The organism is Nocardia sp. MDA0666 (genome assembly GCF_003023875.1).
Classification (GTDB): domain Bacteria; phylum Actinomycetota; class Actinomycetes; order Mycobacteriales; family Mycobacteriaceae; genus Nocardia; species Nocardia aobensis.
Genome location: NZ_PYHT01000001.1, coordinates 93,203 through 118,093, shown reverse-complemented (window position 1 = coordinate 118,093; position 24,891 = coordinate 93,203). Strand labels below are relative to the sequence as shown.

27 protein-coding genes and 1 pseudogene are annotated in these 24,891 nt (G+C 68.6%); 15 read left to right on the top strand and 13 right to left on the bottom strand.

Features of this window, described 5'->3' with window-relative positions; genetic code table 11:
- The first annotated feature begins 14 nt into the window (after window positions 1-14).
- Window positions 15-419 carry a DoxX family protein gene (locus tag C8258_RS00560; protein ID WP_106953385.1) on the top strand — a complete coding sequence of 135 codons (405 nt, stop codon included), beginning with the start codon at window positions 15-17 and terminating at the stop codon, window positions 417-419.
- A 15-nt stretch (window positions 420-434) separates the two neighbouring features.
- Here the strand turns inward: C8258_RS00560 and C8258_RS00555 are convergent, their stop codons facing one another.
- Window positions 435-1,271 carry an RNA polymerase sigma factor SigF gene (locus tag C8258_RS00555; RefSeq protein WP_106953384.1) on the bottom strand — a complete coding sequence of 279 codons (837 nt, stop codon included), beginning with the start codon at window positions 1,269-1,271 and terminating at the stop codon, window positions 435-437.
- A gap of 379 nt (window positions 1,272-1,650) precedes the next feature.
- Between C8258_RS00555 and C8258_RS00550 the strand changes: the two genes are divergently transcribed.
- Complete coding sequence (locus C8258_RS00550; RefSeq protein WP_106953383.1) at window positions 1,651-2,322, top strand: PAS and ANTAR domain-containing protein; 672 nt, start codon at window positions 1,651-1,653, stop codon at window positions 2,320-2,322.
- Window positions 2,323-2,419: 97 nt separating this feature from the next.
- On the opposite strand, the gene C8258_RS00545 is transcribed toward C8258_RS00550, so the two are convergent.
- Window positions 2,420-3,175, bottom strand: coding sequence for a class I SAM-dependent methyltransferase (locus C8258_RS00545; protein WP_106953382.1), 756 nt, complete (start codon window positions 3,173-3,175; stop codon window positions 2,420-2,422).
- A 107-nt stretch (window positions 3,176-3,282) separates the two neighbouring features.
- Complete coding sequence (locus C8258_RS00540; protein WP_106953381.1) at window positions 3,283-3,984, bottom strand: DUF4389 domain-containing protein; 702 nt, start codon at window positions 3,982-3,984, stop codon at window positions 3,283-3,285.
- A 167-nt stretch (window positions 3,985-4,151) separates the two neighbouring features.
- Between C8258_RS00540 and C8258_RS00535 the strand changes: the two genes are divergently transcribed.
- Entirely contained in the window at window positions 4,152-4,973 is an 822-nt protein-coding gene (locus C8258_RS00535) for an LLM class F420-dependent oxidoreductase (protein WP_106953380.1), read from the top strand.
- Here C8258_RS00535 and C8258_RS00530 read toward each other — a convergent pair.
- Complete coding sequence (locus tag C8258_RS00530; protein ID WP_158271184.1) at window positions 4,961-5,839, bottom strand: ATP-grasp domain-containing protein; 879 nt, start codon at window positions 5,837-5,839, stop codon at window positions 4,961-4,963. The genes C8258_RS00535 and C8258_RS00530 overlap by 13 nt on opposite strands.
- Before the next feature lie 113 nt (window positions 5,840-5,952).
- Complete coding sequence (locus tag C8258_RS00525; protein WP_106953379.1) at window positions 5,953-6,747, bottom strand: acyl-CoA thioesterase domain-containing protein; 795 nt, start codon at window positions 6,745-6,747, stop codon at window positions 5,953-5,955.
- Between the two features lie 133 nt (window positions 6,748-6,880).
- Between C8258_RS00525 and C8258_RS00520 the strand changes: the two genes are divergently transcribed.
- Window positions 6,881-7,465 (top strand): TetR/AcrR family transcriptional regulator, encoded by a 585-nt coding sequence (locus C8258_RS00520; RefSeq protein ID WP_106953378.1) that lies wholly within the window; start codon window positions 6,881-6,883, stop codon window positions 7,463-7,465.
- 78 nt (window positions 7,466-7,543) lie between these two features.
- Window positions 7,544-7,690 (top strand): DUF1059 domain-containing protein, encoded by a 147-nt coding sequence (locus C8258_RS00515; protein ID WP_063820473.1) that lies wholly within the window; start codon window positions 7,544-7,546, stop codon window positions 7,688-7,690.
- On the opposite strand, the gene C8258_RS00510 is transcribed toward C8258_RS00515, so the two are convergent.
- Window positions 7,684-7,965, bottom strand: coding sequence for an SDR family oxidoreductase (locus C8258_RS00510; protein ID WP_233224797.1), 282 nt, complete (start codon window positions 7,963-7,965; stop codon window positions 7,684-7,686). The two genes, C8258_RS00515 and C8258_RS00510, sit on opposite strands and share 7 nt — an antisense overlap.
- Window positions 7,966-8,013: 48 nt before the next feature.
- Here C8258_RS00510 and C8258_RS00505 point away from each other — a divergent pair.
- A pseudogene (locus C8258_RS00505) lies at window positions 8,014-8,516 on the top strand (Zn-ribbon domain-containing OB-fold protein); the annotation flags it as partial.
- 30 nt (window positions 8,517-8,546) lie between these two features.
- Window positions 8,547-9,491, top strand: a complete 945-nt coding sequence (locus C8258_RS00500) for an alpha/beta hydrolase (RefSeq protein WP_106953377.1) — start codon at window positions 8,547-8,549, stop codon at window positions 9,489-9,491.
- A gap of 678 nt (window positions 9,492-10,169) precedes the next feature.
- On the opposite strand, the gene C8258_RS00490 is transcribed toward C8258_RS00500, so the two are convergent.
- The gene (locus C8258_RS00490; RefSeq protein WP_106953376.1) at window positions 10,170-10,739 is read right to left on the bottom strand and encodes an ABATE domain-containing protein; all 570 of its coding nucleotides are present in this window, start codon (window positions 10,737-10,739) and stop codon (window positions 10,170-10,172) included.
- Window positions 10,740-10,842: 103 nt separating this feature from the next.
- Here C8258_RS00490 and C8258_RS00485 point away from each other — a divergent pair, with 103 nt between their 5' ends.
- The 4 genes from C8258_RS00485 to C8258_RS00470 all read left to right on the top strand — a co-directional run bounded on the left by C8258_RS00485 (window position 10,843) and on the right by C8258_RS00470 (window position 15,734).
- Window positions 10,843-12,045 carry an epoxide hydrolase family protein gene (locus C8258_RS00485; protein WP_199195521.1) on the top strand — a complete coding sequence of 401 codons (1,203 nt, stop codon included), beginning with the start codon at window positions 10,843-10,845 and terminating at the stop codon, window positions 12,043-12,045.
- A gap of 45 nt (window positions 12,046-12,090) precedes the next feature.
- On the top strand, window positions 12,091-12,546 hold the full coding sequence (locus C8258_RS00480) for an HIT family protein (protein ID WP_199195520.1): 456 nt from the start codon (window positions 12,091-12,093) through the stop codon (window positions 12,544-12,546).
- 345 nt (window positions 12,547-12,891) lie between these two features.
- Window positions 12,892-13,731, top strand: a complete 840-nt coding sequence (locus C8258_RS00475) for a hypothetical protein (protein WP_233224860.1) — start codon at window positions 12,892-12,894, stop codon at window positions 13,729-13,731.
- Window positions 13,732-13,802: 71 nt separating this feature from the next.
- On the top strand, window positions 13,803-15,734 hold the full coding sequence (locus C8258_RS00470) for a M3 family metallopeptidase (RefSeq protein ID WP_106953374.1): 1,932 nt from the start codon (window positions 13,803-13,805) through the stop codon (window positions 15,732-15,734).
- 57 nt (window positions 15,735-15,791) lie between these two features.
- Here the strand turns inward: C8258_RS00470 and C8258_RS00465 are convergent, their stop codons facing one another.
- Window positions 15,792-16,403, bottom strand: a complete 612-nt coding sequence (locus tag C8258_RS00465) for a CoA pyrophosphatase (protein ID WP_106953373.1) — start codon at window positions 16,401-16,403, stop codon at window positions 15,792-15,794.
- 427 nt (window positions 16,404-16,830) lie between these two features.
- Between C8258_RS00465 and C8258_RS00460 the strand changes: the two genes are divergently transcribed.
- Window positions 16,831-17,103: a hypothetical protein gene (locus C8258_RS00460; protein WP_106953372.1), complete on the top strand. Its 273-nt coding sequence runs from the start codon at window positions 16,831-16,833 to the stop codon at window positions 17,101-17,103.
- A gap of 479 nt (window positions 17,104-17,582) precedes the next feature.
- Window positions 17,583-18,323, top strand: a complete 741-nt coding sequence (locus tag C8258_RS00455) for a PP2C family serine/threonine-protein phosphatase (protein WP_051025388.1) — start codon at window positions 17,583-17,585, stop codon at window positions 18,321-18,323.
- Here the strand turns inward: C8258_RS00455 and C8258_RS00450 are convergent.
- On the bottom strand, window positions 18,314-19,390 hold the full coding sequence (locus C8258_RS00450; protein ID WP_106953371.1) for a lycopene cyclase family protein: 1,077 nt from the start codon (window positions 19,388-19,390) through the stop codon (window positions 18,314-18,316). The genes C8258_RS00455 and C8258_RS00450 overlap by 10 nt on opposite strands.
- Before the next feature lie 149 nt (window positions 19,391-19,539).
- Between C8258_RS00450 and C8258_RS00445 the strand changes: the two genes are divergently transcribed.
- Entirely contained in the window at window positions 19,540-20,400 is an 861-nt protein-coding gene (locus C8258_RS00445; protein WP_146161125.1) for a hypothetical protein, read from the top strand.
- 21 nt (window positions 20,401-20,421) lie between these two features.
- On the opposite strand, the gene C8258_RS00440 is transcribed toward C8258_RS00445, so the two are convergent.
- The 3 genes from C8258_RS00440 to C8258_RS00430 all read right to left on the bottom strand — a co-directional run bounded on the left by C8258_RS00440 (window position 20,422) and on the right by C8258_RS00430 (window position 23,295).
- Complete coding sequence (locus C8258_RS00440; RefSeq protein ID WP_039778156.1) at window positions 20,422-21,186, bottom strand: SDR family oxidoreductase; 765 nt, start codon at window positions 21,184-21,186, stop codon at window positions 20,422-20,424.
- 11 nt (window positions 21,187-21,197) lie between these two features.
- Entirely contained in the window at window positions 21,198-22,562 is a 1,365-nt protein-coding gene (locus tag C8258_RS00435; RefSeq protein WP_106953369.1) for a DUF1003 domain-containing protein, read from the bottom strand.
- Between the two features lie 142 nt (window positions 22,563-22,704).
- Window positions 22,705-23,295 carry a TetR/AcrR family transcriptional regulator gene (locus C8258_RS00430; protein WP_106953368.1) on the bottom strand — a complete coding sequence of 197 codons (591 nt, stop codon included), beginning with the start codon at window positions 23,293-23,295 and terminating at the stop codon, window positions 22,705-22,707.
- Between the two features lie 121 nt (window positions 23,296-23,416).
- Here C8258_RS00430 and C8258_RS00425 point away from each other — a divergent pair, with 121 nt between their 5' ends.
- Window positions 23,417-24,010 (top strand): TIGR03086 family metal-binding protein, encoded by a 594-nt coding sequence (locus tag C8258_RS00425; protein ID WP_106953367.1) that lies wholly within the window; start codon window positions 23,417-23,419, stop codon window positions 24,008-24,010.
- Here C8258_RS00425 and C8258_RS00420 read toward each other — a convergent pair.
- Window positions 23,988-24,869 carry an alpha/beta fold hydrolase gene (locus tag C8258_RS00420; protein WP_106953366.1) on the bottom strand — a complete coding sequence of 294 codons (882 nt, stop codon included), beginning with the start codon at window positions 24,867-24,869 and terminating at the stop codon, window positions 23,988-23,990. The two genes, C8258_RS00425 and C8258_RS00420, sit on opposite strands and share 23 nt — an antisense overlap.
- Window positions 24,870-24,891: the final 22 nt, after the last annotated feature.

Below are 24,891 nucleotides of genomic sequence, written 5' to 3'. Positions count from 1 at the left end.
GGAATGGAGTTGATATGCGCTTCGATCCCATGCGTGCGGCGGCGCGCGTGCTGATGGGCTCCACCTACGCGGTACTCGGCGCGGACGCGTTGCGCGAGCCCGGCCCTCGGCCGGAGGCGGCGGCGCCGACCCTCGCCGCGGTGCGCTCGGTCGTGCCGCTGCCCGAGGACGACAAGCTGCTGGTACAGGTCAATGCGGGCGTCCAGGTGGCCGGCGGCGTGTTGCTGGCACTGGGCAAACTGCCCCGCCTGTCGGCCCTGGCTCTCATCGCCTCGATGGTGCCGACAACTATTGCCGGACACGCGTTCTGGGCGATCGACGACCCCGGCGCGCGGAAGCCGCAACAGGTGCAATTCCACAAGAACATGGCGATGATCGGCGGGCTGCTGTTCGTCGCCTCGGAGAAGCGGGGCGGTTGACCGCCGCCGCCGCGGCTACGGCTGCATCTGCGCGATCGAGTCCTCCGGTGTGCTCCACACCCCGTCGCGCAGCGTGTCCAGAATGCGGGTCAGCAGTCGCGACACGTGCATCTGGGACACCCCGAAGTGTTCGGCGATCTCCGATTGCGTTTTCGATTCGAAGAATCGCAGGACGAGGATGTCGCGGTCGCGCTGCGGCAGGCCGGCGATGAGCGGCCGGACTGCGGCGGCCTGCTCGAGCAGTTCGTAGCAGGGTTCGTCGACGCCCAGCGCGGCGGCCGCCGTGGACGGTGTGTCGTCGCGTTCGGTGCGGGCGGCGTCGAGGGAATCGCACTGATAGACGTTGGCGGCGACGAGTGCCTGGGTGATGTCGATGATGTCGACGTCGAGCTCGGCGGCCAGTTCCCGGGCGTTGGGCGCACGGCCCAGGCGCTGGGTGAGCGGATCGCCGGCTTTCACGATCCGGTGGCGCAGTTCCTTGTAGCGGCGGGGTACGCGGGCCGCCCAGGTGTGGTCGCGGAAATGTTTGCGCACCTCGCCCATGATGGTGGGGACGGCGAACCCGAGGAACGGCGCGCCACGGCCCGGATCGAAGCGGTCGACGGCGAGAACCAGTCCCATGCGGGCGGTCTGCAGCAGGTCGTCGTAGGCCTCGCCGCGGTTGAGGTAGCGGCGTGCGATGTGTTCGGCCAGCGGCAGGCACAATTCGATGATGTGCTCACGCAGCGCCCGCCGGTGCGGGTCGGTGGCGTCGAGGTCGACGAGTTTGTCGAACCACGGTTCGATGTTGTCGTAGCTGTCGCTACGCGACCGGGCGCCTCCGGTCCGGTGGGTTCGTGCGGGGTGTGTCATTCGGGCCACTCCGTTTCCGTCGTATGCGACGACATGGAGCGAGCACCTCGATCACGCAAGCTCATCGGTGCGCCTGCGTACGGATGTTCGCATTCGTCTACCGTTCGCCTCGGCCTGCGCCGGAGTTTCGAAACTGGTTGGCGCGCAACCCATCTACCTGGTGCACAATCGCACGCTGGGAGGCGGGCGGATGCGCGCCGTTCGCGTACCGGACCGATCCTACGGACCGTCCGGTTCCGTCGGTCGAGAACCGGACAGGATCCGGTATCGGTTGGGCCACGGAACGGATGCCGCCGCGCATCGTGGCGTCACCGCCCGCCCTCGGCAGGACATCGGCGCAGGTGAGGGGCACGCCGAGGCTGGGGAGTAGGCTGCGATCATGGTCGCCAGCGGGGATGATGACGGCGTCGAACGGGTGGTGGGCGCCGGTGACCCGCAGGGCGTCGGCCGGTTCCGATTCTGGTTCGCCGAAGGGCGATGGGAGTGGTCGGACGAGGTCGCCAGGATGCACGGTTACGCACCGGGTCAGATCGAACCGACCACCGAGCTGCTGCTCGAGCACAAACATCCCGACGACCGCGATCGGGTCGAGGCCACCATCGTCACCTCGGTCGAAGACCACGCACCGTTCTCCAGCCGGCACCGCATCGTCGACACCGGCGGCACGGTCCGCGATGTGCTGGTGGTATCGGAGCCGATGCTCGACGCGGCGGGCGAGGTGATCGGTACGCAGGGCTACTACGTCGATCTCACCGACTCGGTGGACCGGCAGCGCCGGGAACTTTTCGAGGAGGAGCTGCCCGCCGTGATCGAACGCCGGGCGGCGATCGAACAGGCCAAGGGGATCCTGATGTTCGTCTACCGGATCTCGGCGGAGCAGGCGTTCCGGGTGCTGGCGTGGCGCTCCCAGGAAACCAACGTCAAGCTGCAGGAATTGGCCGCGCAGCTCGTCGGCGATCTGGACACCATGCCCCCGGTGCCCGCGTCCACGCGGACGCGTCTCGATCATCTCCTGCTGACGCTCCGCCATCGCGATGGGGACGAGCAGTAGCGCGGACGGGCCGGCCTAGGGGGCCGGTTCCGGGTGGTTCCACGAACTGGGGTTATAGCGTCCAATGCTTGTATTCGATGTTCGCGGTTGACGGTGCCTATAGTAGCGCGCATTCCACCAGCAGGAACAGGGGACGGGTGAAATGCTGGTCCCACCAGGGGGTTTCACGCCGCTGTTGCTCGGTGGGCCGGGGTTCGCGCACGGCGGTGATCGCGAATCCGGCGGTGGTGAGCATCCCGATCGTCGCCTCCAGCGAGTACAGCGCTTGGACCGACGCCGCGGGGGACCGAGTCCCCGCGACCTCGAACCGCTGCCGGACCGTGCGTCCGGAGAAATAGTCGTCGACCGTGAAACCCGTTCCGGCGCTGCCGCGTTCGTCACGGGCGACGTAGAAGCACGGATGCATCGTCATCATCACCAGCCGCCCGGATGGTCGCAGGACCCGCGCGAATTCGACGAATCGCCGCCCGGGATCGGACAATCCGTGCGGGAGGCGGTTGGCCACCACCAGATCGACGCTGTCGCCGGGCAGCGGCAGCGCGGCCACGTCGGCATGCCGGAATCGCGCGCGGGCCGGATCGTGTTCCGGATGGCTCGCCGCCGCCGCCACGAATGCGGCACAGGTGTCGACGCCGTGTACGAAACCCGCACCGCGCGTGATCAATTCGCGCGCGAGATAGCCTTCACCGCATCCGGCGTCCAGGATGTGCAGGCCGGTGCACTCGCCGACGAGCGCGAGCAGCGCCGGGTCGGTGAGGCCGCTGCGATACGGGTCGAGATCTTCGCGCACGGTGCGAATCCAGAACTCGGCGTTGGCCGCATACGCGTCCGAGACGGGCTCATCTCCCAGCACATTCGCTCCCCACTGCGATCGGGACGGGCGGAATTCGGTACCGAGTTTTCACGGTCGGCACCTAGGATATGCCCCATGGCCCTGCGATCCCCGGGTCGGGAGAGTGATCAGACGGGATAACCGGATTCCGGTGGGCGCGAGGTATTTTCGGGTTCCCGTGGTCCCTGGTCCAGCCGGAACGGCGGGTACTCGTCGCGCATCAGCGACACGTAGGCCCGGACCCGCAGCGTCCACCGGTTCATGCCGAGCACGAAGGCGAACAGGCCGTGCGGATACCGGCCGGTGAACAGCAGCGCGATCGCCGCGATGAAGACGAGGATGCCGAGCAGCGGAATCCAGATGACGGCGGTCCCTTCGTCGTCTCCGCCCCAGTACCGCGAGCTGCCCACGAACGCCCAGACGATCAGATACTGCGGGATCGCCAGCAACCACCATTTGATCAGGACCAGACCCCGGTGCAGCCGCTCGGGATAGTCGACGTCGAGGTCGGCCGGATAGCTCTCGTCGGATCGGAGGCTGAACGGGGGATATCGGTCGGTGCCCAGTGCCGAGAGCGCGTAGAACCGCACGCGCCACGACCAGCGCAGCACACCGACGTTGAAATCGAACAGCCCGCGCGGATAGCGGCCCGTGATCAGAATGGCGAAGAACGCGATGACCGTCACCACCGCATACGCGATATGCAGGAAGAACAGCACGATGTAGTGCGGGATCGCCAGAATCCATTTGACGATCCACTGCCAGCGCGACAGCGCGGGGTCCAGGTCGCCGCGCACGCGGACCGGGTAGGGAGATGCCTCGGGTTGCATGTCACGCTCCTCTCGGCGGTCGCGGCCCAGCCGAGCCGCGTCGGATATGCACGATTGTTTCGCATTCAGGCTGCGCGCAGGGGCAATTCGAGGCCGTGCGCGTCACCCCGGCCGGACATCCGCAGAGCCGGGGAATACACGGATGCGATGACGAGGTTCGGCCTCGTATGAAGATCGGAGTCAACACCTTCCTGACCGATGAGGGCATCGGTCCCCGGGTTCTCGGACCGGCGCTCGAGGAGCGCGGATTCGAATCGCTGTTCCTCGCCGAACATTCCCATATTCCGGCGAGCCGGGAAACGCCGTATCCGGGCGGCGGTGAGCTCCCGCGCGTGTACTACCGCACCTTCGATCCGTTCGTGGCGCTCGCCGCGGTGGCGGTCGTGACCGAACGCCTGGTGCTCGGCACCGGGGTCACGCTGCTGATCCAGCGCGATCCGATCCACACCGCCAAGGAGGTGGCCACCCTCGACCACCTCTCCGGCGGGCGGGTGGTCTTCGGCGTCGGCGTCGGCTGGAACCGTGAGGAGATGGCCGACCACGGCACCGACCCGCGGACACGCGGCGCCCTGCTGGACGAGCAGCTGGCCGCGATCCGGGCGATCTGGACCCAGGATCTCGCCGAATACCACGGCCGGTTCGTCGATTTCGATCCGATCTTCGCCTGGCCCAAGCCGGTGCAGCGTCCGCATCCGCCGATCTTCGTCGGCGGCGGCGAGGTCGCGGCGCGGCGTGCGGTGCGCCTCGGCATCGGGTGGGTGCCCAACGGCGTGGCCGATCCTTCGGAGGTGCCGGCTCAACTGGCCGCCGTCGGCGACAGCGATATCCCGATCGCGATCACGCCGGTCGCGCCCGATCCCGCACTGCTCGATGCCTACGCCGAGGCCGGTGTCGAGCGGGCGACGCTGGCGCTGCCGACCCTGCCGGAATCGGAATCGCTGCGCGCCCTCGATGAATTCGCGGCCGTCGCCGAGCGTTACCGCGACTGAGATGCGTTGCCGGGCAGCGTCGTGGCGGCAGAGTCACGGCGCTGCCCGCACTGCTGTGGTTGCGGGCCGAACCGACCGCGGCGGACGTGCAGCGCGTCACCGAGTTCTGTCTTCGCGCGGCCCGGCCGGGTCACTGAGATGCGCGAGCGCGGCGAGTAACCGGTGTGGTGCGAGGGTGCCCGGTCGATCGCTGACCTGCCCGTCGCCGACCTCGGCATCCGGTCCGGGGTGTCGGGGTGCGGGCCGGCCAGCCGGCAGCTGCCGTCGACCCACCAGGTGCGCACCTCCTCGGCGGCGAGGGCCTCGTAGCGGCGCAGCACGAAGCCGCCGGTCAGGTCGGGCCCGCGGAGCTCGCACAGACGCTGTGCGACCCGCCAGGCCGCCTCGGTGTCGGCGAGGTCCGGGATGTACATCGCCTCGTGCCAGTGGTGCTTCATCGATTTGGTGTAGTCGCGCACGACGGCGGGGCCGGATCCCAGATGGCTTCGTGCGCGGTCGAATTCGTCGCGTCCGACACCCCGGGTCCAGCTCGATTCGGGAGTGTGCCGGGCGAAGACGTCGTACCAGCCGGGAAATTCGTGGGCGCGCCGGTAGTGCCGGGCGTCGGTGCGCAATGTGATGCCTCGCGCGCGCAGTGCGTCGTCGAAGGCGGCGTACTGTTGGCTGCGCATCATCCAGCCCCGGCAGATCGCGGGCCCTTCACCACGCACCCGCCGCACCGCCGCGGCCGCATCGTCGCGAATGAGGGCGTCGTGATCGACCAGGTCCACCTGCATTCCGCTCGCCCGCGCGGCCTCGGCATCGGCGGCGAAGTGGGCGTCGGCCCGGCCGGGACGCAGAACGTCTGCGGGAACCAACACGATCATCGGGTCATCCTCGCGTGACAGCACACGCTCGGCCGAAAGTGGCGGCCGCGGGGACGCTCCCGTCCTGCGTGCCCATGGCGGCGGACAGCCCGCGGTCTTCCGCCACCCGGTGCTCAGACCCTCGTCTCGGCCATATCCACCTGGCGGGCGGCGTTGGCCAGCGCGGTGACGACGCAGGTGCCGATCCGGCCGGTCCGGTCGTAGAGGGTGGCGGTGCCGACCGCGATGCCGTCGGCCGACATATGGTCCTGCGCATGCAATCCCAGCTCCCGCCCGTGGGGGAGCCTGGTCAGGGTGAGGGTCACGTCGCTGTTGATGTAGCCGACGCCCTCGGTGCCCCAGTTGCAGACCAGATTCGTGGTATCGGCCAGGAACGCCGCGCGCTGGAACGGCGTGATCGGCTCGCCCTCGACCAGCGGCGGCAGATTCTGCCAGACCGATTTGCGTTCCTCGTTCTGCGCCGCGGCGAAGTCGCCGGACCAGTCGCCGTCACCGCATTTGAACAGCGGTGGCTGGCCGGTCGGCGCGTCCAGCCGCCGCTCGGGCACCGGCAGGGTCTGCTCAGCCTGCCAGATCCGGCCCGGAGGTTGCTGCGCGACGGCCAGATACATCACCGACGCCCGCACCCGCACCTCGCCCTGCTGGGTGATCCACGCATCGGCGACGCGCACCCGGGCACCGGAGCGCACCACCGCGCTGTGCACCGTGATCGGTTCGTTCCGTACCGGGCGGAACAGGTCGGCGGTGAGGCGCGCGGGTACGAAACCGGCGCCCGGGCAATGTGTTTCCAGTTCCCGCGCCAGCAGCCCGCAGATGGCGGGTCCGGCCACGTGATCGGGCGACCATTTGCTCACCGCGAAGTCGCCCGCGACGAATCCTCGTTCGTCGCGGCTGAAGAATGCCATCATCGCCTCGGCCCTTTCGTTCCCGGCCCACTCGAATTAGAACACGTTATAGGACAGCATCCGGAGGATGGCCACCGGTTCGCGCGTTGCCGCCGGTAGCCGAATGTCAGCAACTGTCGTCACCTAGGATCGGATCATGAGTCGATGGGAACCCAATGCGCGCGGTCGGCTGTCCGAGGCGGCCCTCGAGCTGTACTCCGAGCGCGGGTTCGACGAGACCACGGTGGCCGAGATCGCGGAGCGAGCGGGCCTCACCGAACGCACCTTCTTCCGGCACTTCGCCGATAAGCGGGAGGTGCTCTTCGGCGGTCAGGACCTGCTGAGCAGCGCGATCGCCGAAGCGGTGGCCGACGCTCCCGCGGATGCGGACCCGATGGCGACGGCGATCGCCGCGGTCCGGGCGGCCGGTGCGCAGATTCCCGATCTGCGGCAGTGGCAGCGGCAGCGGCGGGCCGTGATCGCGGCCAACGCCGGACTTCAGGAGCGTGAACTCCGGAAAATGGCCGTCCTGGGCGGCGAACTCGCCGACGCGCTGCGGACCGCAGGCGCCCCGGAGGCCGTCGCGACCCTCTGTGCCCGGGTCGCGGTGACCGTCTTCGGCATCGCCTTCGACCGGTGGCTCGACGGTTCCTCCACGCGCGAATTGTCACACGTTACAGCCGAGGTATACGCCGAGCTCAGGGCCGCCGTCAGCGCCGGACACGCGGTCTCGGGCGGGTGACCCGGGGTGACGGGCGGCACAGAATGTGCATAAGGTGACGGGGAACGACACGTCCAGCCCGACCGATGGAGAACGACGTTGAAGACCAGACTGGGCTGCCCCTGCGGTGAACAGATCGTCGGCACCGACGAAGACGACCTCGTCGAGAAGACGCAGAAGCATCTGGCCGAGAACCACCCCGGCCACGACTACTCGCGCGACGAAATTCTCTTCCTCGCCTACTGATCCTCCGTATCGGCGGCCGGATAGCGCATCGGCGCGTAGTTCGCCCAGCCGGTCTCCGGCCAGTTGAACCAGCCCGCCGAGGCGCCGGTCCCGCCGTCGGGATGCAGGGTCGTTCCCGTCAGATAGGCCGACAACGCCGAGGCGAGGAACACCACGCACCCCGAGACATCGCCGACCGCACCGGGCCGGCCCAGCGGAACGGCGACCCGCACGCCGCGCGGATCGGTCATCGCAGCGTCCTTGTGCGGCATCCGGCGCAGATTCGGGGTCGGCACGTAATCCGGCGCCGCATCGTCGACGCGAACGCCGTCGGGTGAGCCGAACCGCAGGCGGCGGTACCGGATGCCGGCGTTCCGATCTCGCTGGCCGCCTACAAGCGGGCCTTCGAGGCCAAGTTGCGCTGGAGGCCGGTCGCCACCCGGGCCGCGACGAGCTGGATTTCCCGCCGCGCTACCGCCTCGACGAGGACGGGCGCCTGAGCACCGACTACACGCGGGTTCCCTTGCCGCGCACCGGAACCGTGTACACCGAGGTGACGGTCCACGTGCCGGTGCCAGGGCTGCGGTCACCGTCTTCGCTGGTGATCCTCGAACTCGACGAGGTGGACGTGCGGGCACTGGTGAAGGTCACCGGAACCGACCCCGGCACGGTCCGTATCGGCGACCGCGGGCGCATGGTGCTGCGGCGGGTCGCGGTGCGCTCGGGGGTGCCGGGCTACGGGTACGCAACGCATTCGAGCCGGACTCGGAGGCGGCACCTTCGGCGCCCTCGGGCACGCGGTGGCCCTGGCACGGCGGCCGCTGTGGGACACCTGTCCGAACTATAGTTTCGTTTCGGGTGTGAGAAGGAGATCGCGATGGACCTGTCTCTCGTAGCGCCGGAACTGCGCGGACCCGCGCGCTGGTTGCCGCCGCTGACGATCGGCCGCCGCTGGGCATTACGCCTGGTGCGCCTGGCCGCCGCCCACCGGCCCGCCCGGCGAGTCGCGGGCGTGCGCATCGAGCGCCTCGCGGCCGGCCGCGTACCGTTGCGCGTTTATCGCCCCACCGGTGCCCATTCGCCGGTCGCGGTGTTATGGATACACGGCGGCGGCTACGTTCTCGGCAGCCCGGTCCAGGACGACACCTTCTGTTCGCTCACCGCCCGCGAACTCGGCGTCACGATCATCTCCGTCGACTACCGCCTCGCACCCGAACATCCCTTCCCGGCTCCCCTGCAGGACTGCTGGATCGCGTGGACGTGGTTGCAGCGCAACGCCTCCCGATTCGGAATCGACCCCACCCGGGTCGTGCTCGGCGGACAGAGCGCCGGCGGCGGCCTGGCCGCCTGCCTGTGCCAGCGCCTCGTCGCCGACAACGGCTCCCGCCCCGCCGCCCTCTGGTTGAGCGCGCCGATGCTCGACGACCGCACCGCCGCCCGCCGCGACCTGGACGCCCTGCGGCATCTCGGCTGGACCAACGACAACAACCTCTACGGCTGGAGCAGCTACCTCGCCACCCCACCCGGCGCCACCGACGTGCCCGAATTCTCCGTAGCCGCCCGCCGCGACGACCTCACCGGCACCCCGCCCACCTGGATCGGCGTCGGCACCATCGACCTGTTCCACGACGAGGACGTGGCCTACGCGGAGCGTCTTCGCGCGGCAGGCGTGGAGGTGGAGCTCGATATCGTGCCGGGCGCGCCGCACGGTTTCGACAGCTGGGCGCCGGGGGCGGGGCTTGCGCGCGAATTCCACGCACGGGCCCGCCGGTGGCTGGCTACGACGATGGGGTTGACGGTTCACGAGCGCGCGTATCCCTGATCGTCGTCTCTTCGAGTAGCTCGAGTGACGATGCTCGGCCGGGTGAACAAATCATGCAAACCTCCGCGATTTTTGCGGGATTCCGGCATTTGTGTGGAGGTTTGCACGATCAGTTCAGCCACTGGCATCCACGGCAGCGCGCGGCAGCGGCGTACCGTCCTGGGCGGCGATCTCGCATCGCAACCGGCCGCGACCTGCCGACCAGCATCCATGCCGCCGTCGTCGACTATGTTCCGGCGCAGCGGTTGTCGTGGTGAGGAGGTAGGAAGTGCCGATGGCGGACGACGACTGGGACGAAGACGAGTACGTCGAACTGCTGGCGCAGGAACGTCGGCGCTATGCATGGGTGATGGAACGATACGGCGGCCGCACGGCGGCCGAAGCCGACGCCGAAGCCTCGAGGTTCGATGCGGCACCTGTACGACCTGCACTGGATTGCGCACCCCGAGTTGACCGATCCGCCCGCCGAGTATCGAGCGGTCGACTGACACTCGAGGTTCGGTCTTGCCGCCAGGTCATTATTCCCAACCAGACGGAGCCCGGACAGGCGTGCCGAGCCGCGACGTCGGTCACAACGCAGGTGCTGTTCCATCGGGCTCCGAACCAACTCCGTGGTGTAGTTCACGAAGCTGCATTCGACAGAATCGAATACATTGCGACCCAGCACCTTTCGTGCCATCAGCTTCGGGTGTTCTTGCGGTGGGTGGCATTGAAGCGTGCTTTCTTCTGGCGGTTACCGCAGGTGTTCATATCGCACCATTTGCGGGTGCGGCTCTGGCTGGTGTCGAAGAAGGCGGCTCGGCAGGTCGGCGAAGCGCACAGGGCCAATTTTCCGTCTCGTTCGCCGGAGATGATGTCGATCGCGTCGGCGGCGATGACGCCCAGGGCGTCTTCTACGCAGGAGGGCGCGTTGAGTCGCCATCGACGTGTCCCGTCGGGTGTCAGGATTGCTGCGGCCCGGCCCTGAATGCTGCGGTCGTTGATGATTCGGACGGCCGACGCGGGGAGCGCGTCGCCGAGTGCGGCCGCTGTCGCGGCGGCGTGAATTGCTTCCCTCAGTTTCCGGGCAAGGTCGAGCTGGGCGGGGGTGCAGGAATCCACGGCCAGGCCGTTCACCTCCAGCCAATCGACGAGTCGCTGCGGTGTGGGAATGCGTTCCACAGGCTCGCCGTGCCGCTCCGACAGGGTCCCCGTGAAGCTGGTCGCCAGCACGGCGCCGAGGCGGAAATCAGGAAACCCAGCAGGCATGGAACCACCTTAGCTGGTTGCGGCCTGTCCCACGGTCGTGTTAGAACCGTCTTAGCCGGTTCACGACAGGCGGTAGCCGGTTCCGCGATGACCAGGAGGTCTCATGTCCGCACTCGGCCACCTCGATCCGATGTCCACGTCCGATTCCATCGACGTACAACCGTTCGAAGCCCGCGCAACCGACGCCGACCTCGACGACCTGCGAGCACGATTGGCCGCCGCTCGGCTACCGGAGGCCGAGACGGTCTCCGGCGCCGCGCCCGGCCCTCAGCGATGGGCACAGGGCGTTCCTCTCGCCGACCTTGTGGATGCCGTGAACTACTGGCGCACCGAGTACGACTGGCGGTCGTTCGAAGAGCGCCTCGATCGAATCGGCCAGTACCGCACCACAATCGATGGCCTGGGAATCCACTTCCTGCATCGGCGATCCGCACGGGCGGATGCCACTCCTCTGATCCTGACGCACGGCTGGCCGGGCAGCATCGCCGAATTCATCGATGTAGTAGACGAATTGGCGGATCCGAAAGACGCGGCCGCGCCGGCGTTCCACGTCGTGGTCCCGTCGCTACCGGGCTTCGGGTACAGCGATAAACCGGCCACCACCGGGTGGGGCACCGAAAAGATCGCGGCCGCATGGGTGGAACTGATGGAAAGGCTCGGCTACCGGAAGTTCCTGGCCCACGGCGGCGATTGGGGAGGCAATATCACCACGGTTCTCGGCGGCAGATTCCCGGAACACGTCCTCGGCATCCACTCGCTGTTCGCGGAAGCGCCGCCCGGGATGCCGACGGACGGTCTGACCGCGACCGAACGCCAGTGGGCCGAGGAAACCCGTCATTTCTGGCGCCACCGCGCCGCATACGCGAAACAGCAGGCCACCCGGCCGCAGACCATCGGCTACTCGCTCGTCGACTCACCGGTCGGACTCCTCGCCTGGATCCTCGACAAATTCGCCGAATGGAGCGACACCGAAGACAGCCCGTTCGAAACGATCTCCAGAGACCGCATTCTCGACGACGTCACCCTGTACTGGCTGACGCGCACCGGTGCATCCGCAGCCCGCATCTACTACGAAAGCCACAACTCGCTCGCCCCCGACCTTCGAGTCGACGTCCCCTCGGCAATCACCATGTACCCCCACGACATCGAAAAGTCCCCGCGCCCTTGGGCGGAAAAGCGGTACCGCCAGATCGTCCGATGGAACGCACCCGAATTCGGAGGACATTTCCCCTCGCTGGAAGTTCCCGAATATTTCGTCGACGACCTGCGAGAAGGTCTCGCCGCAGTACTGGCCGCCCAGCGGTGAACGTGCCCGGGCAAGACGTCGCGGCCTGCTGGGTACAGTCGGGGAGTGGGGAGTGAATGTCTGATTTGTAATAAGCACCGTGGTGTCGGCCGCCTGGTCGGTCCGGTGATCTATGCCGGCGATCTGGTGGTCGTGACACACCGTCCGCTGTCCGAGGGTGCACCGATGCCCGGGTACCTGTTCGTCGAAACCAGGCGTCACGTACCAACTTTGGCCGATATGACCGACGATGAAGGTGCCGCTGTCGGGTGGGCGGTCCGTCGGTCCGCCTACGCGCTGCGGACCGAGCTTGCTCCTGAGTTCGTATTCTCTGCGATCACCGGCCGTAGTGTCGCGCACTTTCATCAGCGTGTATTCGTTCGCCCTGAAGGTACGCCCGATGTCGTGAACTGGTTCGACAGCGACTCGTGGGACGGCGGCCCGCGCATCGGGCAATCCGCCCTGACCGTGCTGTGCGAGCGTCTTTCCGCACATTTCGTGCGGGGGGACGAGCAGAAGTAGTCTTCCGGCCCGGTGAATCAATCCTGGTGACACTGAGAGAAATCACTGCGATGGGGTCGTCCGAAAGTGTGGCCGGCTCCGCTCTCGAACCAGTACGCCGGCAATCCGGCAGCACCCGCATAGGTGCCGGTACCGTTCTCGATCGGCACTGATGAGCCACAACACCGCAGACTGGTCGGGGCGGGCCAGAGGCTGAACCCTTGACACGATGTCGGGCGTGGCGTTTGACTGGTGCGCTACCTTGTGTTACCTCGCACGATGATTCGGAGAGGTTGACGTATGCACCGCATCGGGTTGGCTTGTCTCGGGCGTCGGCGGGGATCGAGCTGCAGTGGAATCAGCGTGATGGTGGTGCTGCTCGGGCTCTGCATCGTTTCGCTGGGGGTGGCTCAGACGGCGACGGGCGAACCGGTGGCAACCGCTGCCGACACCGGGTTCGCCGCTCCCTTCTCCGGTGCCCCGGGATATGAGCAGGTGGCGCCGACGCAGATGGTGAGTGCGGATCAGTTGAATCAGCCGCTCGGGGAGGCGGCGGCGGATCGGGTCGCCGCGCAGATCGGGCTGGAACGCGCGGATGCGTTGACCGATCAGCAGTATCAGGACCTCAGCTCCGGTGGGGGAGTCGGCGGTGATCGTGACGCGGCGAATGTGATCAATGCGTGTGTCGACATTCTCGCCAATACGGTCGGCCGCCCGATCTACTCCGATGTCGCGGGGCAACGCACGCCCTCGACTCTGGGCAGTTACGGGCTGTATGTGAATCCGAGCGGCATGTTGGAGAGCCCGGCCAACGCGGATGCCCCGACGCGGCAGGTGAACACCCTGATCGCGCCCGGCGGATATGTGGGTAACTGGTTGCGGGACAACGGTGCGACTCGGAGTCTGGTCGCGCTGTATCGGTCGGCCTATACGGTGGAGGCTGCCTACGGATTTGTGGCGCAACAGATTTCGGGTGCGGCGCAGCTGGTCACGAACATCAAGGGAAATGTGAGCACCGTGGTCGGCATGTCGATGGCCCCGCCGCTGTGGATCGTGAACTTCGCGTTGATCTACATTTTGAAGCCCTCGCTGGCGGCCGCGATGCCCGCCTACTGGGCACCCATCCCCGGACCCGTGGTCGACGCTGTCAAGGCGAGTCCCACCGGGCAGGTACCGTTCGCGGAATACGCCTCCTATTTCCGGTGATTCGCGAACGCGGTTCGGCACCTGGCGATTCCCCGCGGTCCAGCCATCCCGGCCGCGGTTAGAGTCGGGGCATGAGTAGCGAACCGCTTGCACTGCCCGCGGCCGGGTGGCCGGACTGGCTCGGCGATTACGTCCGCGACCGGCTGCGGACGGCGGCGGACACGGTCGAGCAGTTGAAGGCCGCTACCCCGGGCGACACCGCGGATGTGCTCGGATTGTGGAACGACGCGGATATCGCGCTGCGCGGGGCCGATTCGGCCGCGCACCTGTTCGCCGAAGTCCACCCCGATTCCGAGGTGCGCCGGCTGGCCGAGGGACTCGTCCAAGAGGTAGACCGAGCCAGGACCGACCGAGATCTCGACCGCGACCTCTACGACATCGTCGCCGCCACCGACCCCTCGCGCCTGGACGAGGTGTCGGCGCGCATGCGCGAGCATGTGCTGCGCGACTTCCGGCGCAGCGGTGTGGACCGCGACGAGGGAACCCGGGGGCGGCTGCGGGAGATCTCCGAGCGGCTCACCGTGCTCGAACAGGAATTCGGCCGGGCCATCCGTGAAGACGTCCGCTCGATCCGGGTCGCACCCGGCACACTCGATGGACTGCCCGCGGATTTCATCACCGCCCATCCGCCCGCGGCGGACGGGCTCGTCACGGTCACCACCGACTATCCGGACTATCTGCCGCTGCGCACCTACGCCCGCGATTCCGATGCCCGCCGCGCGCTCACGGCGGAGTTCGAAAGCCGTGGGTGGCCCGCCAACGACGCTGTGCTGCACGAGATTCTGGATCTTCGGGCCGAGAAGGCCCGGCTGCTCGGCTTCGACAGCTGGCCCGATTACGACGCCGACGTGAAGATGATCGGCAGCGGCCACGCCATCGCCGAATTCATCGAGCGCATCGCGAGCGCCGCCGACGCCGCGGGCCGGCGCGACCTCGAGACGCTGCTCGCCCGCCGCCGCGAGGACGAGCCCACCGCCACCTCCATCGACCGCTCCGAAGTCGGCTACTACACCGAACTCGTGCGCCGCGAACAGTACGACGTCGACGCCCGGGAGGTGCGCCGCTACTTCGATTTCCCGCGTGTGCGGGCGGGTCTGCTCGAGGTCACCGGCCGCCTGTTCGGATTGGAGTACCGGCCCGTCGACGTACCGCGCTGGCACGAGGACGTCGCCGTCTACGACGTCTACGCCGATGGTGAACGACGCGGACGGATCTATCTGGACCTGCATCCCCGCGAGGGCAAATACAAGCACGCCGCGCAATTCGACCTCGTCGGCGGTGTCGCCGGGAAACTCCTGCCCGAGGGCGTGCTGGTATGCAACTTCTCTCGCGGACTGATGGAACACCAGCACGTCGTCACGCTGTTCCACGAATTCGGGCATCTGATCCACCACGTCGTGGGCGGGCATCAGGACTGGGCGCGCTTCTCCGGTGTCGCCACGGAATGGGACTTCGTCGAGGCCCCGTCGCAGATGCTGGAGGAATGGGCATGGGACGCAACCATTCTCGCCACCTTCGCCGTCGACGAGACCGGTGCGCCCATCCCGGCCGAACTGGTGGAGCGCATGCGGGCCGCGAAGGAATTCGGTAAGGGCATCTCGGTCCTCACACAGGTCGGCTACACCGAGATCTCCTATCTGCTGCACCAGGATCGGCCGGCCGACCACGACCCGGTGGTTATCGATGCCGTGACGCGGCACAGCGGGATAGCCGCGGTGCCGCAGACCCATTTCCAAGCGTCGTTCGGCCATCTGGCCGGCTATACCTCGGCGTATTACACCTACCTGTGGAGCCTGGTGATCGCGAAGGATCTGTTCTCCGCGTTCGACGCCGGTGATCTGTTCGAACCCGTTGTGGCGCAACGGTATCGCGACCGTATCCTCGCGCCGGGTGGTTCCCGCGACGCGGCCGATTCGGTGGCGGACTTCCTCGGCCGCCCGTTCACCTTCGACGCGTTCGCGGCCTGGCTGGATCGTGCGCCCACGCCTCATACCCCGGCGTAACCGACCGTCCAGCAAGCGCCCGGCCGCCCGACATCGGTGGCTCGGCGGCGGTCCGCCCTACTTGTGCGTCCAATCGGGTTGCAGTAGATCCGCCACCCGGGTTTCGCGGCCGAGAAGCACGACATCGCGGAATTGCAGCAGGATGGCGCCGGTCGGTGCGTGGATCGTCATCGAGTCGCCGATCCTGAGCTGCAGCAGCCGGGAGCCGTCCGGCCGGTCGACCCAGTGTGGCACGTCGTCGGCCGCGAGCCGGTCGAGCCGCACGAAATGCACGGCATGCACTTCGTCGTCGTTGGGGTAGAGAGCGCCGGGATCGTCGAGCGCGACGACGATGGGGGTGATCGCGAAACCGGACGCTGCCGGGAAGTCGTCGAGCCTGCCCAGGACACTGGTGGGCGGGGCGACCAGGCCGATTTCCTCGTGCAGTTCGCGTAATCCCGCCGCGACCGCGGTCTCGTCACCGTCGACGCGGCCCCCGGGCAACGCCCACTGTCCCGCATTGCGGCCGCGATAGGCGCGTTTGATCACGACCACGCACGGCCGGCCGTCGTGTTCCAATACACACAGCACAACGCTCGCGCGTCGCATTCCGGGCACGTCCGCGACCGTTCGAAACTCGAACTCGCGCAAGCGGGCCGCGGCGAGTTCCCGGAATTCCTGCACACTCATACCTCGATGGTGTCAGTACCGGCCCCGGCGTGATCCGCCCGCCCCGCGCGGACGGCAACCGATGCGCGCGGACTACCCGCCCGCCGACCGCGTGCCCGCACCGGAAACCGTGGTCGCCGGCGCGCGCGGTGAGGGCCGGACCGGGGCCAGGGTGACCGCACGACCCGGCGTGCCCGGCTTCGGGTTTCGGATCAGCACTGGGTGGCGGCCGATCGGGTGCTGAACCGTGGTTCGGATCGCAGCTCCACCGCGCGAGTCTGGGAACCGTTCGACGTCGAGACGACTCTCCGGACATTTCGGGCGTGGTTTGCCGGACTCACCGGCGGTCAACACTATGTTTCGGTCTTGTCGGCCTGGTTCCGGCGGGGCCGTCATTGCTGTCTGCCATCGGAACGACCTGCGCCGCACCGGCGCAGAAGGAGGATACGTGCGCATCATCACCACCGGGATCGCCACCGCGGCACTGACCGTCGCAGCCGTGGCGGGAGCCGGCGCCGCTCAGGCCGACGACGACCCGGGGTTCAACCCGCCCAAGGAGATCGTCACCGTCGACATCAATCTGCTCGGATGCTCGATCGGCGCCGGACTCGGCGCCCAATTGGTTCCCACCCTGAGCGCCGGCGGATTCGGCGGCCCGGTGGGTATCGACGCGGGATTGGCCTCGCGGCTGCGTAGCGCGGGCTGCCTGCCCTGGCGCTGACGGCGCGAATTATTCGGTTGCGCTGTCGATTTCGGTGATCGCGTGCACCGGGCAGTCCAGCAGTGCCCGGTGCCCCGCCGTAACCCCGGTCGTCGAGGGAGAAGTACTTCGAGGATGTCGCGGTGGCGGTGGCCGGGCCGCCCGAGCCGAGATGACCGCGATCCTGCGCCCGGCGCAGATCACGGCCGGGCGAAGCGCCGGCATCACGCTGGTCACGGACACGCCGGCCCGGGCGATCGGAGACAGGCGTTCCGGGCATTTCGGGCGCTGAAGGTGGAGGATGACCACCACGATGTGGCGCCGGACGGCGGCCTGTGATGAACTCGTGCCCGTATTCACAGGTTGAGCACGGTCCGGGCTGACATAGTCTGAGCAGGCGAGTTCTGTTCAGGGCAGTTTCGGCGCCGGTCGCTGTCCGGGCGATCGACGGCGAGAACGAACGGAACCGCAGTCGGCAGGGGCAGTCGAGGAGGTCGGCCGTGCACACAGCGGTGACGACGGCAATCACACGGCGTGAGTTGATGCGGCTCACGGGAATCACAGCGCATTCGGTGAGCCGGCGCGGCGGCCGATCGCTCAATGCCGACGCGGTGTCGGGATATATCGACTCCGCGGTCGGGCGCAGCGCCTTCGCCGTCGCCGACGGCATCGGCGATCATCTGCTGGCCGCGCGGGCGGCGCGCAGCGTGGCGCAGGTCGCGGCGCGGGTGGCCGTCGGTGGCAGCGCGGCCGCCGGAATCCTTGCCGCACAACAACAATTGCTGCGCGAATTCCCCGAACCCTCCGCCGACAGCGTGGTGGTCGTGGCCGTGTGCCCGACACCGGACCGCATCGACGGACCCTGTGATATCGCCTGGGTCGGCGACTGCCGGGCCTACCACTGGAACGGGCGAGTGCTGCATCAGATCACCAGCGACCACACCGTCGCCGAGATGATGAACGCCCGAGGCGTCACCGTCGCGCCCCGGATGCACCACATGGTCACGACCTCGGCGCGCACCGTGCGGCCGGATGCGGTGGGCCACGGCATCACCGGTACGGGCAACGGCCGCTGGCTGCTCAGCACGGACGGGGTGCACAAGACCCTGGCCATGACCGAGATCAAGCAGATCCTCGCCGACGCCGACTCCCCGTCGAGCGCCGCGGACGCCCTGGTCGAGGCGGCGATCACGGCCGGTGCCACCGACAACACCACCGCACTGGTCTTCGATCACGGCTGACCGGCGCGCACACCGGTCGCCGCCGTGACCAGGACCCGGCGCAGCGGCCACGGCAACTCGCGAAACAGCGCGGTCATCGCGGCGGCGGTGCCGCGCGGATCGGTGCGCCCGGACAGGTAGGCGCGCTGCAGGTCCGGTGGCAGGGCGAAGAAAGCGTCGAAGAACGCCGGAAGTTCGTGTGGCGGCAGCGCCAGCAGCGCCCGCAGTCCGGCCCTGCGCATGGCGAACACCAGCCGTGCCGAGACCGGCCAGAGACTGCGACCGGTGGCGACGGCGTCGGCCGCGGCGAGTGCGGCGCCGACGCTGTAACCGGTCGCCGGATGCAGCAGTCCGCCCGCCGCCCCGAAGACGCCGTCGCGGGCCCGGCCCCCCTCGACCGGGAAGCGCACCCGTTCGACCGGGGCGTCCGCACCGAATTCGACTCCCCGGCAGCGCAATCGGTGTTCCAGCCGGCGCCGCAACTCGTCGAGGCCGATCGCCGGCCGCCCGGCCAGGCAGGTCTCCTCGAACAGCACTCGGTCCCCGCCCAGCGGGATCGTGTACAGGAACGACGCCGGTTCGGCGGCGCCGGCACCGTTGTCGCGGGACCAGTCCATGAAGACGGCCGGTTCGCGATCACGGTGCAGCACAATGCCGTACGCGGTCTGCTCGGCTCGCCGCGCGTCGCGCGCCAGTCCGCGCGCGTCGACCACACGGCGCGCGGTCAGGATCCGGCCCGAGGCCAGCCGCACCCGCTCGCCTCGGTCGATATCCAGCACCCGGTCGGCGATCACCCGAACCCCGGACAGGTCCAGAGCGTCCTGCAGCGCGGCGGTGCCGAAAACCTGGTAGGCGCGGGCGATGTCGACCTCCCGCGTACCCCGGGCGAGCGGTCGCTCGACCGTCGCGGCCACGACCCGGGCCGGTAACCAGTCCGGCAATTCGTCGGCCCAGGTGGCGTAGGTCGCGGGCCAGCGGCGCCACGGATGCGGATCGATCGCGGTCACGGCGAGTCCGTGGACGGCCGCGCGATGCGCCAGCGCCCGCCCCGCCGGGCCGAGCCCGCAGACGATGAGATCGGCACTCATGCCGCCATTGCAGCAGATCGACCGGTCGCGGTGTGCCCGCCCGTCGCATCACGGCGGGTGTGTCGGGTCCGGTAGGGTCGACCCACGATGCCCGGGGGGAGACCACGACCGCGGAGGGCGCTGCCCCGGGACGCGGAAGGTGGCAGCAGATGACGTATCCCCCCGGACCCGGGCCGTACGGTTACGGCCCGCAACAACCCCACGAAGCGGGGTGGGGGCGCGACCCGAACCAGCCCGGATCCGGCTGGGACGGGGCGCCCGGCGGGTGGGAGACATCGGGATGGGGTCAGCAGATGCCCGCCCCGAACTGGGGGCAACCCGCTCCCGGCGGCTACCCGACACCGCCTCCGCCGAAGAACAACACCGGGCTCATCGTCGGCATCGTCTTCGGCGTCATCGCGCTGCTGGTGATCGCGGGCGGCATCGTCGTGGTCGTGACGCGCGACTCCGGCAGCGACAACCAGGCCGCCGGAACCAGCACTCCCGCGCTCGTTCCCGCCACCACCGACGCCCGGACCACCACCGCCGCACCCACCACCAGCGCGAGTCCCGGGACCTCCGGCCAGCTGAGCTATCAGGAATACGGGCACGACTGGAACTTCAAGGCCGGCGATGTGGAACTGCACGCCGACTGGGTGGAGGGGCGTGATCATCCCAGCTGCGCCGATATCGAGGTCGGCGGCAAACTCACCTCGCTGGGCTGCCAGTACGCGGCGGAGATGGTGTACAAGGCCGAGGGCGGTTCGCTGATGCTGACCCAGTTCATCGTCGGCATGTCGAGCAGTGAGAAGGCCGCGGCCGCGCCGGACGCGTACACCGACGACGACCTGAAACTGCGGCCCGGCACCTACATCTCGAACTTCGCGACCGGCAAATGGAAGGACGACGCCGAAAAGCAGTTCCTCGTCATCACGTTCGCCACCGCGACCAGCTCGGTGGACGAGAACACCGTGAAGAAGTACCTGAAGTACCGGCACGACGACATCCTCGGCGCCCTCGCCTTCCGCTGACGGGGTGTGCGGCCGCCCGGCTCAGATACCGCCGGTCGCGAGCAGGCCGCCGTCGACCCGCACCACCTCGCCGGTGATCCACGCGGCCTGATCGGAGACCAGGAATCCGACCAGCGCGGCCACATCCTCGGGCGTGCCCAGGCGCCGCAGCGGATAGGTCGCGGCCACGGCCTCCTCGTTGTCGGTGACCAACGCGTCGGCGAATTTCGTCTTGACCACGCCCGGCGCGACGGCGTTGACCCGGATCGACGGACCCAGCTGCCAGGCCAGTTCCTCGGTGAGCCGGATGAGGGCCGCCTTGGACGCGCCGTACGCGGCGATCACACCCGTCGAGCGGATGCCGGCCACACTCGCGAGGTTCACCACCGCGCCGCCGTGCTCACCCATCCACGCCCGGTAGGCCTGCTGCACATAGCCGAGCGCCGCGACCACGTTGACGTCGAAGATCTTGCGCACCGCCCCGAGGTCGGCCTCCATCAGCGATCCGTAGACCGGGTTGATGCCGGTGTTGTTGATCAGGATGTCCAGCGATCCGAATTCGGCGACCGCGGTGTCCACCTGCTCGGCGCGCGCCGCCTCGTCACCCGAATTGCCCGCCAGCGCGACGACCGTGCCCGGATGGCCCAGCGCCCGCAGCCGGTCGGCCGCCTCGGCCAGCGGTTCCGGTTTGCGGGCGGTGATCAGCACATTCGCCCCGCGCCGCAGCAGTTCCGCCGCCACCGCGTACCCGATGCCGCGACTCGCGCCGCTGACCAGCGCACCCTTACCCAACAGATCCTCACTCATGGGGCGCGACCTTACGTCAGGTTCGCGTGGGCGGCGCCGCGGACCCGGGGCTGGGTGCTGCGCAGCACCTGGAAGCCGGCGCCGGAGACCATGACCGGAATGCGCCGCGCGGCCTGCAGGTAGCGGATCCGCGCGGAGTGGGGGAGCTCCGGCCACGGCAGCGGTTCGGCGTCGTCGGGATCGGGGTGTTCGGATCCGCCGAGCAGGTCGCGCCGATCCGCGATCCGGCGTTCGTAGTCGAGCCGCGCCAGCAGCCCGATCTCGTCGTCGTCGAAGGTGACCGCGAAGGCCGGATCGAAGGCGGGCACCATGAAGCAGCCGATCGCGGCCAGATCCTCGCCGATCCCGCGGGCCTGCAGCCGATAGGTCCGGCGAGCCTGGTCGCTGAGCTCGTTCCAGTGACGCAGGGCGGCGGCGTCGGCCGGCGCCTCACCGGTGGTCATGACGGTGTGGGCGCGGGCCTGATGGTCGACCCGTTCGCTGGTTTCGTGCAGGGCCCTGCCGAGTTGTTCGCTGACCCGGTCGGTGACGTATCCGGTGAGGCTGTCGATGACGCGGTCCTGTGCGGTCAGCCGGGCCTTCATCCGCCGGCATTCGTGCAGCACCGCTTGGGCGTCGAGGAAGGTCTGCTCGGAACGGCGGTCACCGGTGCGCCCGAGCACGTCCTGCCCGACCATGATCACGATCATGAACACCAGCTGGGCGAGCGTGGACAGAAACGCCATGAAGGCGAACGGGTACGGGTCCACGCGCTGAATTCCCGCCTGCGCCAGCACAACCCACAGAATCTGCGAACCGAGCGCGAGGTAGAAGCCCCAGACGCTGCCCAGCCGCTCGGTCAGCCACACCGCGATCCGGTCGTTGGTGCTGACCGCCTGGTCGGCGGCCTGCGGCGGCGGCTGCACCCGGTGGCGTTCGATCCACGGGTGCGGTGTCGATTCGAGCAGGCTCAGGCCCCGGCTGAGCGCGCGGTCGTGGTGGTCCAGATGCGCCTGCAGATCCGCGACCTGGGCGAAGATCGCCTCGGTGTTCTCGTAGGTCTGTACCGACCGGCGGTCGGCGGCGGCGCTGAGCACCCGCTGGCCCACCAGGATCACCAGACACAGAATCAGCTGGGCGACGTTGTCGACGAACAGCAGGAACGGGAACGGATACGGGTCCACCGGGCGCAACGGCCCCCAGGTCGCCAGCGCCATCCAGGTGCTGAACCCGATGAGCACCAGATACAGCGCGGGCATCGACCCGATCCAGCGGGTGAGGGCGGCGGCCACGGCATCGTTGACACCGAGGCGTTCGTCGGCCATCGTCACCGCGCCGGTGCGCGTGTCCGGTTCGGCGCCGCCGCGCATCTCGTCGCCCCGGCTGTCGCTGCTCACCTCTACGGCCCCCTCGCCTGCGCTCGTCCGCTACCGCGCACTGTACGTGCCCGATATGGCGAGCGCGTATCCGATACGCGGGGGAGCAGGACATCCGGCGGTGAAACCTTCAGCGGTGCAAGGGTTTCGGCCGTCTGCTTCCTCAGTTCGCTCGCGCCGGCGTGTGCGACAGCAGCGTGGCGACCAGTTCGTGTGCGTAGTCCGTGGTCACCGGGCCCGCTCCGAAGAGCACGCGAATGTACATGGGCGCCAACAGATGATCGAGTACGTCGAGGGCGCTGGGCGCGCGTTCACCGCGGGCGTGGGCCCGATCGAGCATGCTCTGGATCTGGCGGCCGCGTTCGGTGAGGAACGCGTCGCGGGCGCGCAGGCCCGCATCGCCCGCACTCGACAGCGCGATCATCAGGCGCAGCACCGCGACTCCGCCGGGGCCGCTGATGTCGCGGGCCACGCCGGCGGCGTAGGCGCGCAGGTCCTCGGTGAGGTTGCCGGTGTCCGGAATCGGTGAGGTGCTGGTCAGCCAGCCGAGGGCGACCTCGGCGGTGAGCTGTTCGAGCGTGCCCCAGCGGCGGTAGATGCTCGTGTCCGCGACGCCGGCGCGCGTGGCGACCTCGGCGACGGTGAAGGCGCCGTAGCCGCGTTCGGCCACGAGTTCCATCACCGACCGGTGCACCGCCGCCGCCACGCGCGCACTGCGCCCGCCCGGACGCCGTGCCTTACCGATGTCTGCCATGCGGCGATCTTAACGCAGCGCGCACTTGCGTTTAGAATCCAGCGTGCTTATATTTTCTAACGCAGCAGTTAGCTGCGTTAGCACTTCGGCGTCGCGCCGCACGAATCCGCATGGAGTCGCCATGACCACTCCCATCGACCACATCGACGCCGCCTTGGACGCGACCGCGCGGATCGTCGCCGGTCTGCGGGACGATCTGCTCGCGAGGCCGTCGTTGTGCCCCGGCTGGGATCTGCGCTTCGAACTCAATCACCTGGTCGGCGGGATGCGCATCTTCGCCGCGGAACTCGCGGGAACCGAGGCCGAACAGGATCATCACGACGAGTGGCTCGGCCGTGATCCGCACGCGGCCTTCGCTACCGCCGCCGAACTCGATCGCGCGGCCTGGCATCGGCCGGATGCCCTGTCCGCGACGGTGCGGCTGGGATTCGGCGCGGTACCCGCGCCCCTGGCCGCACAGATCCATCGCACCGAAATCCTCGTCCACGGAATAGATCTCGCCGTCGTCGCCGGCCTGTCGGACCGCATCGACGAACGGCAGAGCGCCGAACTGCTGGCCACCATGCGGGCGATGGACTTCGACATGTTCCGCCGGCCCGGGATGTTCGCGGCGGCGGTCCCGGCCCGCGCGGACGCGCCGCCGCATCGGCAACTGCTGGCCTTCCTCGGCCGCGACGTGCCCGACGTGTCGCTCAGCGTCGCAGGAGATCGGTGATCACCTCGACCACCGTGTCCGGCGCCTCCTCGGCCATGAAATGCCCGAGCGCGAGAGTGTGATGGTCGAGATCGGTCGCCCACTCGTGCCAGACCGCGGGCGCGTCGTAACCGAGTGCGGCGCCCCAATCCTGCTGAACCACGGTGACCGGCATGGTGAGTCGCCGTCCGGCGGCGCGGTCGGCACGATCGTGGTCGAGATCGACGGTGGCCGAGGCGCGGTAGTCGGCGACGATCGAATCGACCGCGCCGGCACACGCCCGGAGATACTCCGCGCGGACGTCATCGGGAATCGCCCCGGGGTGCAGGCACCAGGCGTCGAGGAAGTGGCCGAAGAAGTCGTCGGCGCTCGCGCGGATCATGCGCTCGGGCAGCCCGGGCGGTTGGGCCATCAGATACAGGTGGAAGGCCACCGCGGCGGTGTGGCCGTGCAGGACCTCCCACATGTCCGGCGTCGGCAGCACATCCAGCACCGCGAGATGGGAGATCCGATCGGGATGGTCGAGTCCGGCGCGAACCGCGACCAGTGCGCCGCGGTCGTGCCCGGCCAGCGCGAACCTATCGAATCCGAAGTGGTCGGCCAGTGCGATCACATCCGAGGCCATCGCGCGTTTGGCATAGGTGTCCGGGCCGGCGGCAACCGGTTTGCCGCTGTCGCCGTAGCCGCGCAGATCCGGGCACAACACCGTGTGCTCGCGGGCCAGCGCCGGGGCGACGTGGCGCCACATCAGATGCGTCTGCGGGAAGCCGTGCAACAGCACGATCGGAGTTCCGGAGCCGGCGTGCGCCACTGACAACGCGACTTCCTCGGCGACCGGAACACGGTCGTAGTCGAAACCGGTGATGGTGGGTGCGGACATGCGGTGACGATCCCTTCTCTAG

Bases quoted from the DNA above. Each gene is read 5' to 3' on its own strand.
- C8258_RS00560 (WP_106953385.1), top strand. From the start codon at position 15: ATGCGCTTCGATCCCATGCGTGCGGCGGCGCGCGTGCTGATGGGCTCC.
- C8258_RS00555 (WP_106953384.1), bottom strand. From the start codon at position 1,271: ATGACACACCCCGCACGAACCCACCGGACCGGAGGCGCCCGGTCGCGT.
- C8258_RS00550 (WP_106953383.1), top strand. From the start codon at position 1,651: ATGGTCGCCAGCGGGGATGATGACGGCGTCGAACGGGTGGTGGGCGCC.
- C8258_RS00540 (WP_106953381.1), bottom strand. From the start codon at position 3,984: ATGCAACCCGAGGCATCTCCCTACCCGGTCCGCGTGCGCGGCGACCTG.
- C8258_RS00535 (WP_106953380.1), top strand. From the start codon at position 4,152: ATGAAGATCGGAGTCAACACCTTCCTGACCGATGAGGGCATCGGTCCC.
- C8258_RS00530 (WP_158271184.1), bottom strand. From the start codon at position 5,839: ATGATCGTGTTGGTTCCCGCAGACGTTCTGCGTCCCGGCCGGGCCGAC.
- C8258_RS00525 (WP_106953379.1), bottom strand. From the start codon at position 6,747: ATGATGGCATTCTTCAGCCGCGACGAACGAGGATTCGTCGCGGGCGAC.
- C8258_RS00520 (WP_106953378.1), top strand. From the start codon at position 6,881: ATGAGTCGATGGGAACCCAATGCGCGCGGTCGGCTGTCCGAGGCGGCC.
- C8258_RS00500 (WP_106953377.1), top strand. From the start codon at position 8,547: ATGGACCTGTCTCTCGTAGCGCCGGAACTGCGCGGACCCGCGCGCTGG.
- C8258_RS00490 (WP_106953376.1), bottom strand. From the start codon at position 10,739: ATGCCTGCTGGGTTTCCTGATTTCCGCCTCGGCGCCGTGCTGGCGACC.
- C8258_RS00485 (WP_199195521.1), top strand. From the start codon at position 10,843: ATGTCCGCACTCGGCCACCTCGATCCGATGTCCACGTCCGATTCCATC.
- C8258_RS00475 (WP_233224860.1), top strand. From the start codon at position 12,892: ATGGTGGTGCTGCTCGGGCTCTGCATCGTTTCGCTGGGGGTGGCTCAG.
- C8258_RS00470 (WP_106953374.1), top strand. From the start codon at position 13,803: ATGAGTAGCGAACCGCTTGCACTGCCCGCGGCCGGGTGGCCGGACTGG.
- C8258_RS00465 (WP_106953373.1), bottom strand. From the start codon at position 16,403: ATGAGTGTGCAGGAATTCCGGGAACTCGCCGCGGCCCGCTTGCGCGAG.
- C8258_RS00450 (WP_106953371.1), bottom strand. From the start codon at position 19,390: ATGAGTGCCGATCTCATCGTCTGCGGGCTCGGCCCGGCGGGGCGGGCG.
- C8258_RS00445 (WP_146161125.1), top strand. From the start codon at position 19,540: ATGACGTATCCCCCCGGACCCGGGCCGTACGGTTACGGCCCGCAACAA.
- C8258_RS00440 (WP_039778156.1), bottom strand. From the start codon at position 21,186: ATGAGTGAGGATCTGTTGGGTAAGGGTGCGCTGGTCAGCGGCGCGAGT.
- C8258_RS00430 (WP_106953368.1), bottom strand. From the start codon at position 23,295: ATGGCAGACATCGGTAAGGCACGGCGTCCGGGCGGGCGCAGTGCGCGC.
- C8258_RS00425 (WP_106953367.1), top strand. From the start codon at position 23,417: ATGACCACTCCCATCGACCACATCGACGCCGCCTTGGACGCGACCGCG.
- C8258_RS00420 (WP_106953366.1), bottom strand. From the start codon at position 24,869: ATGTCCGCACCCACCATCACCGGTTTCGACTACGACCGTGTTCCGGTC.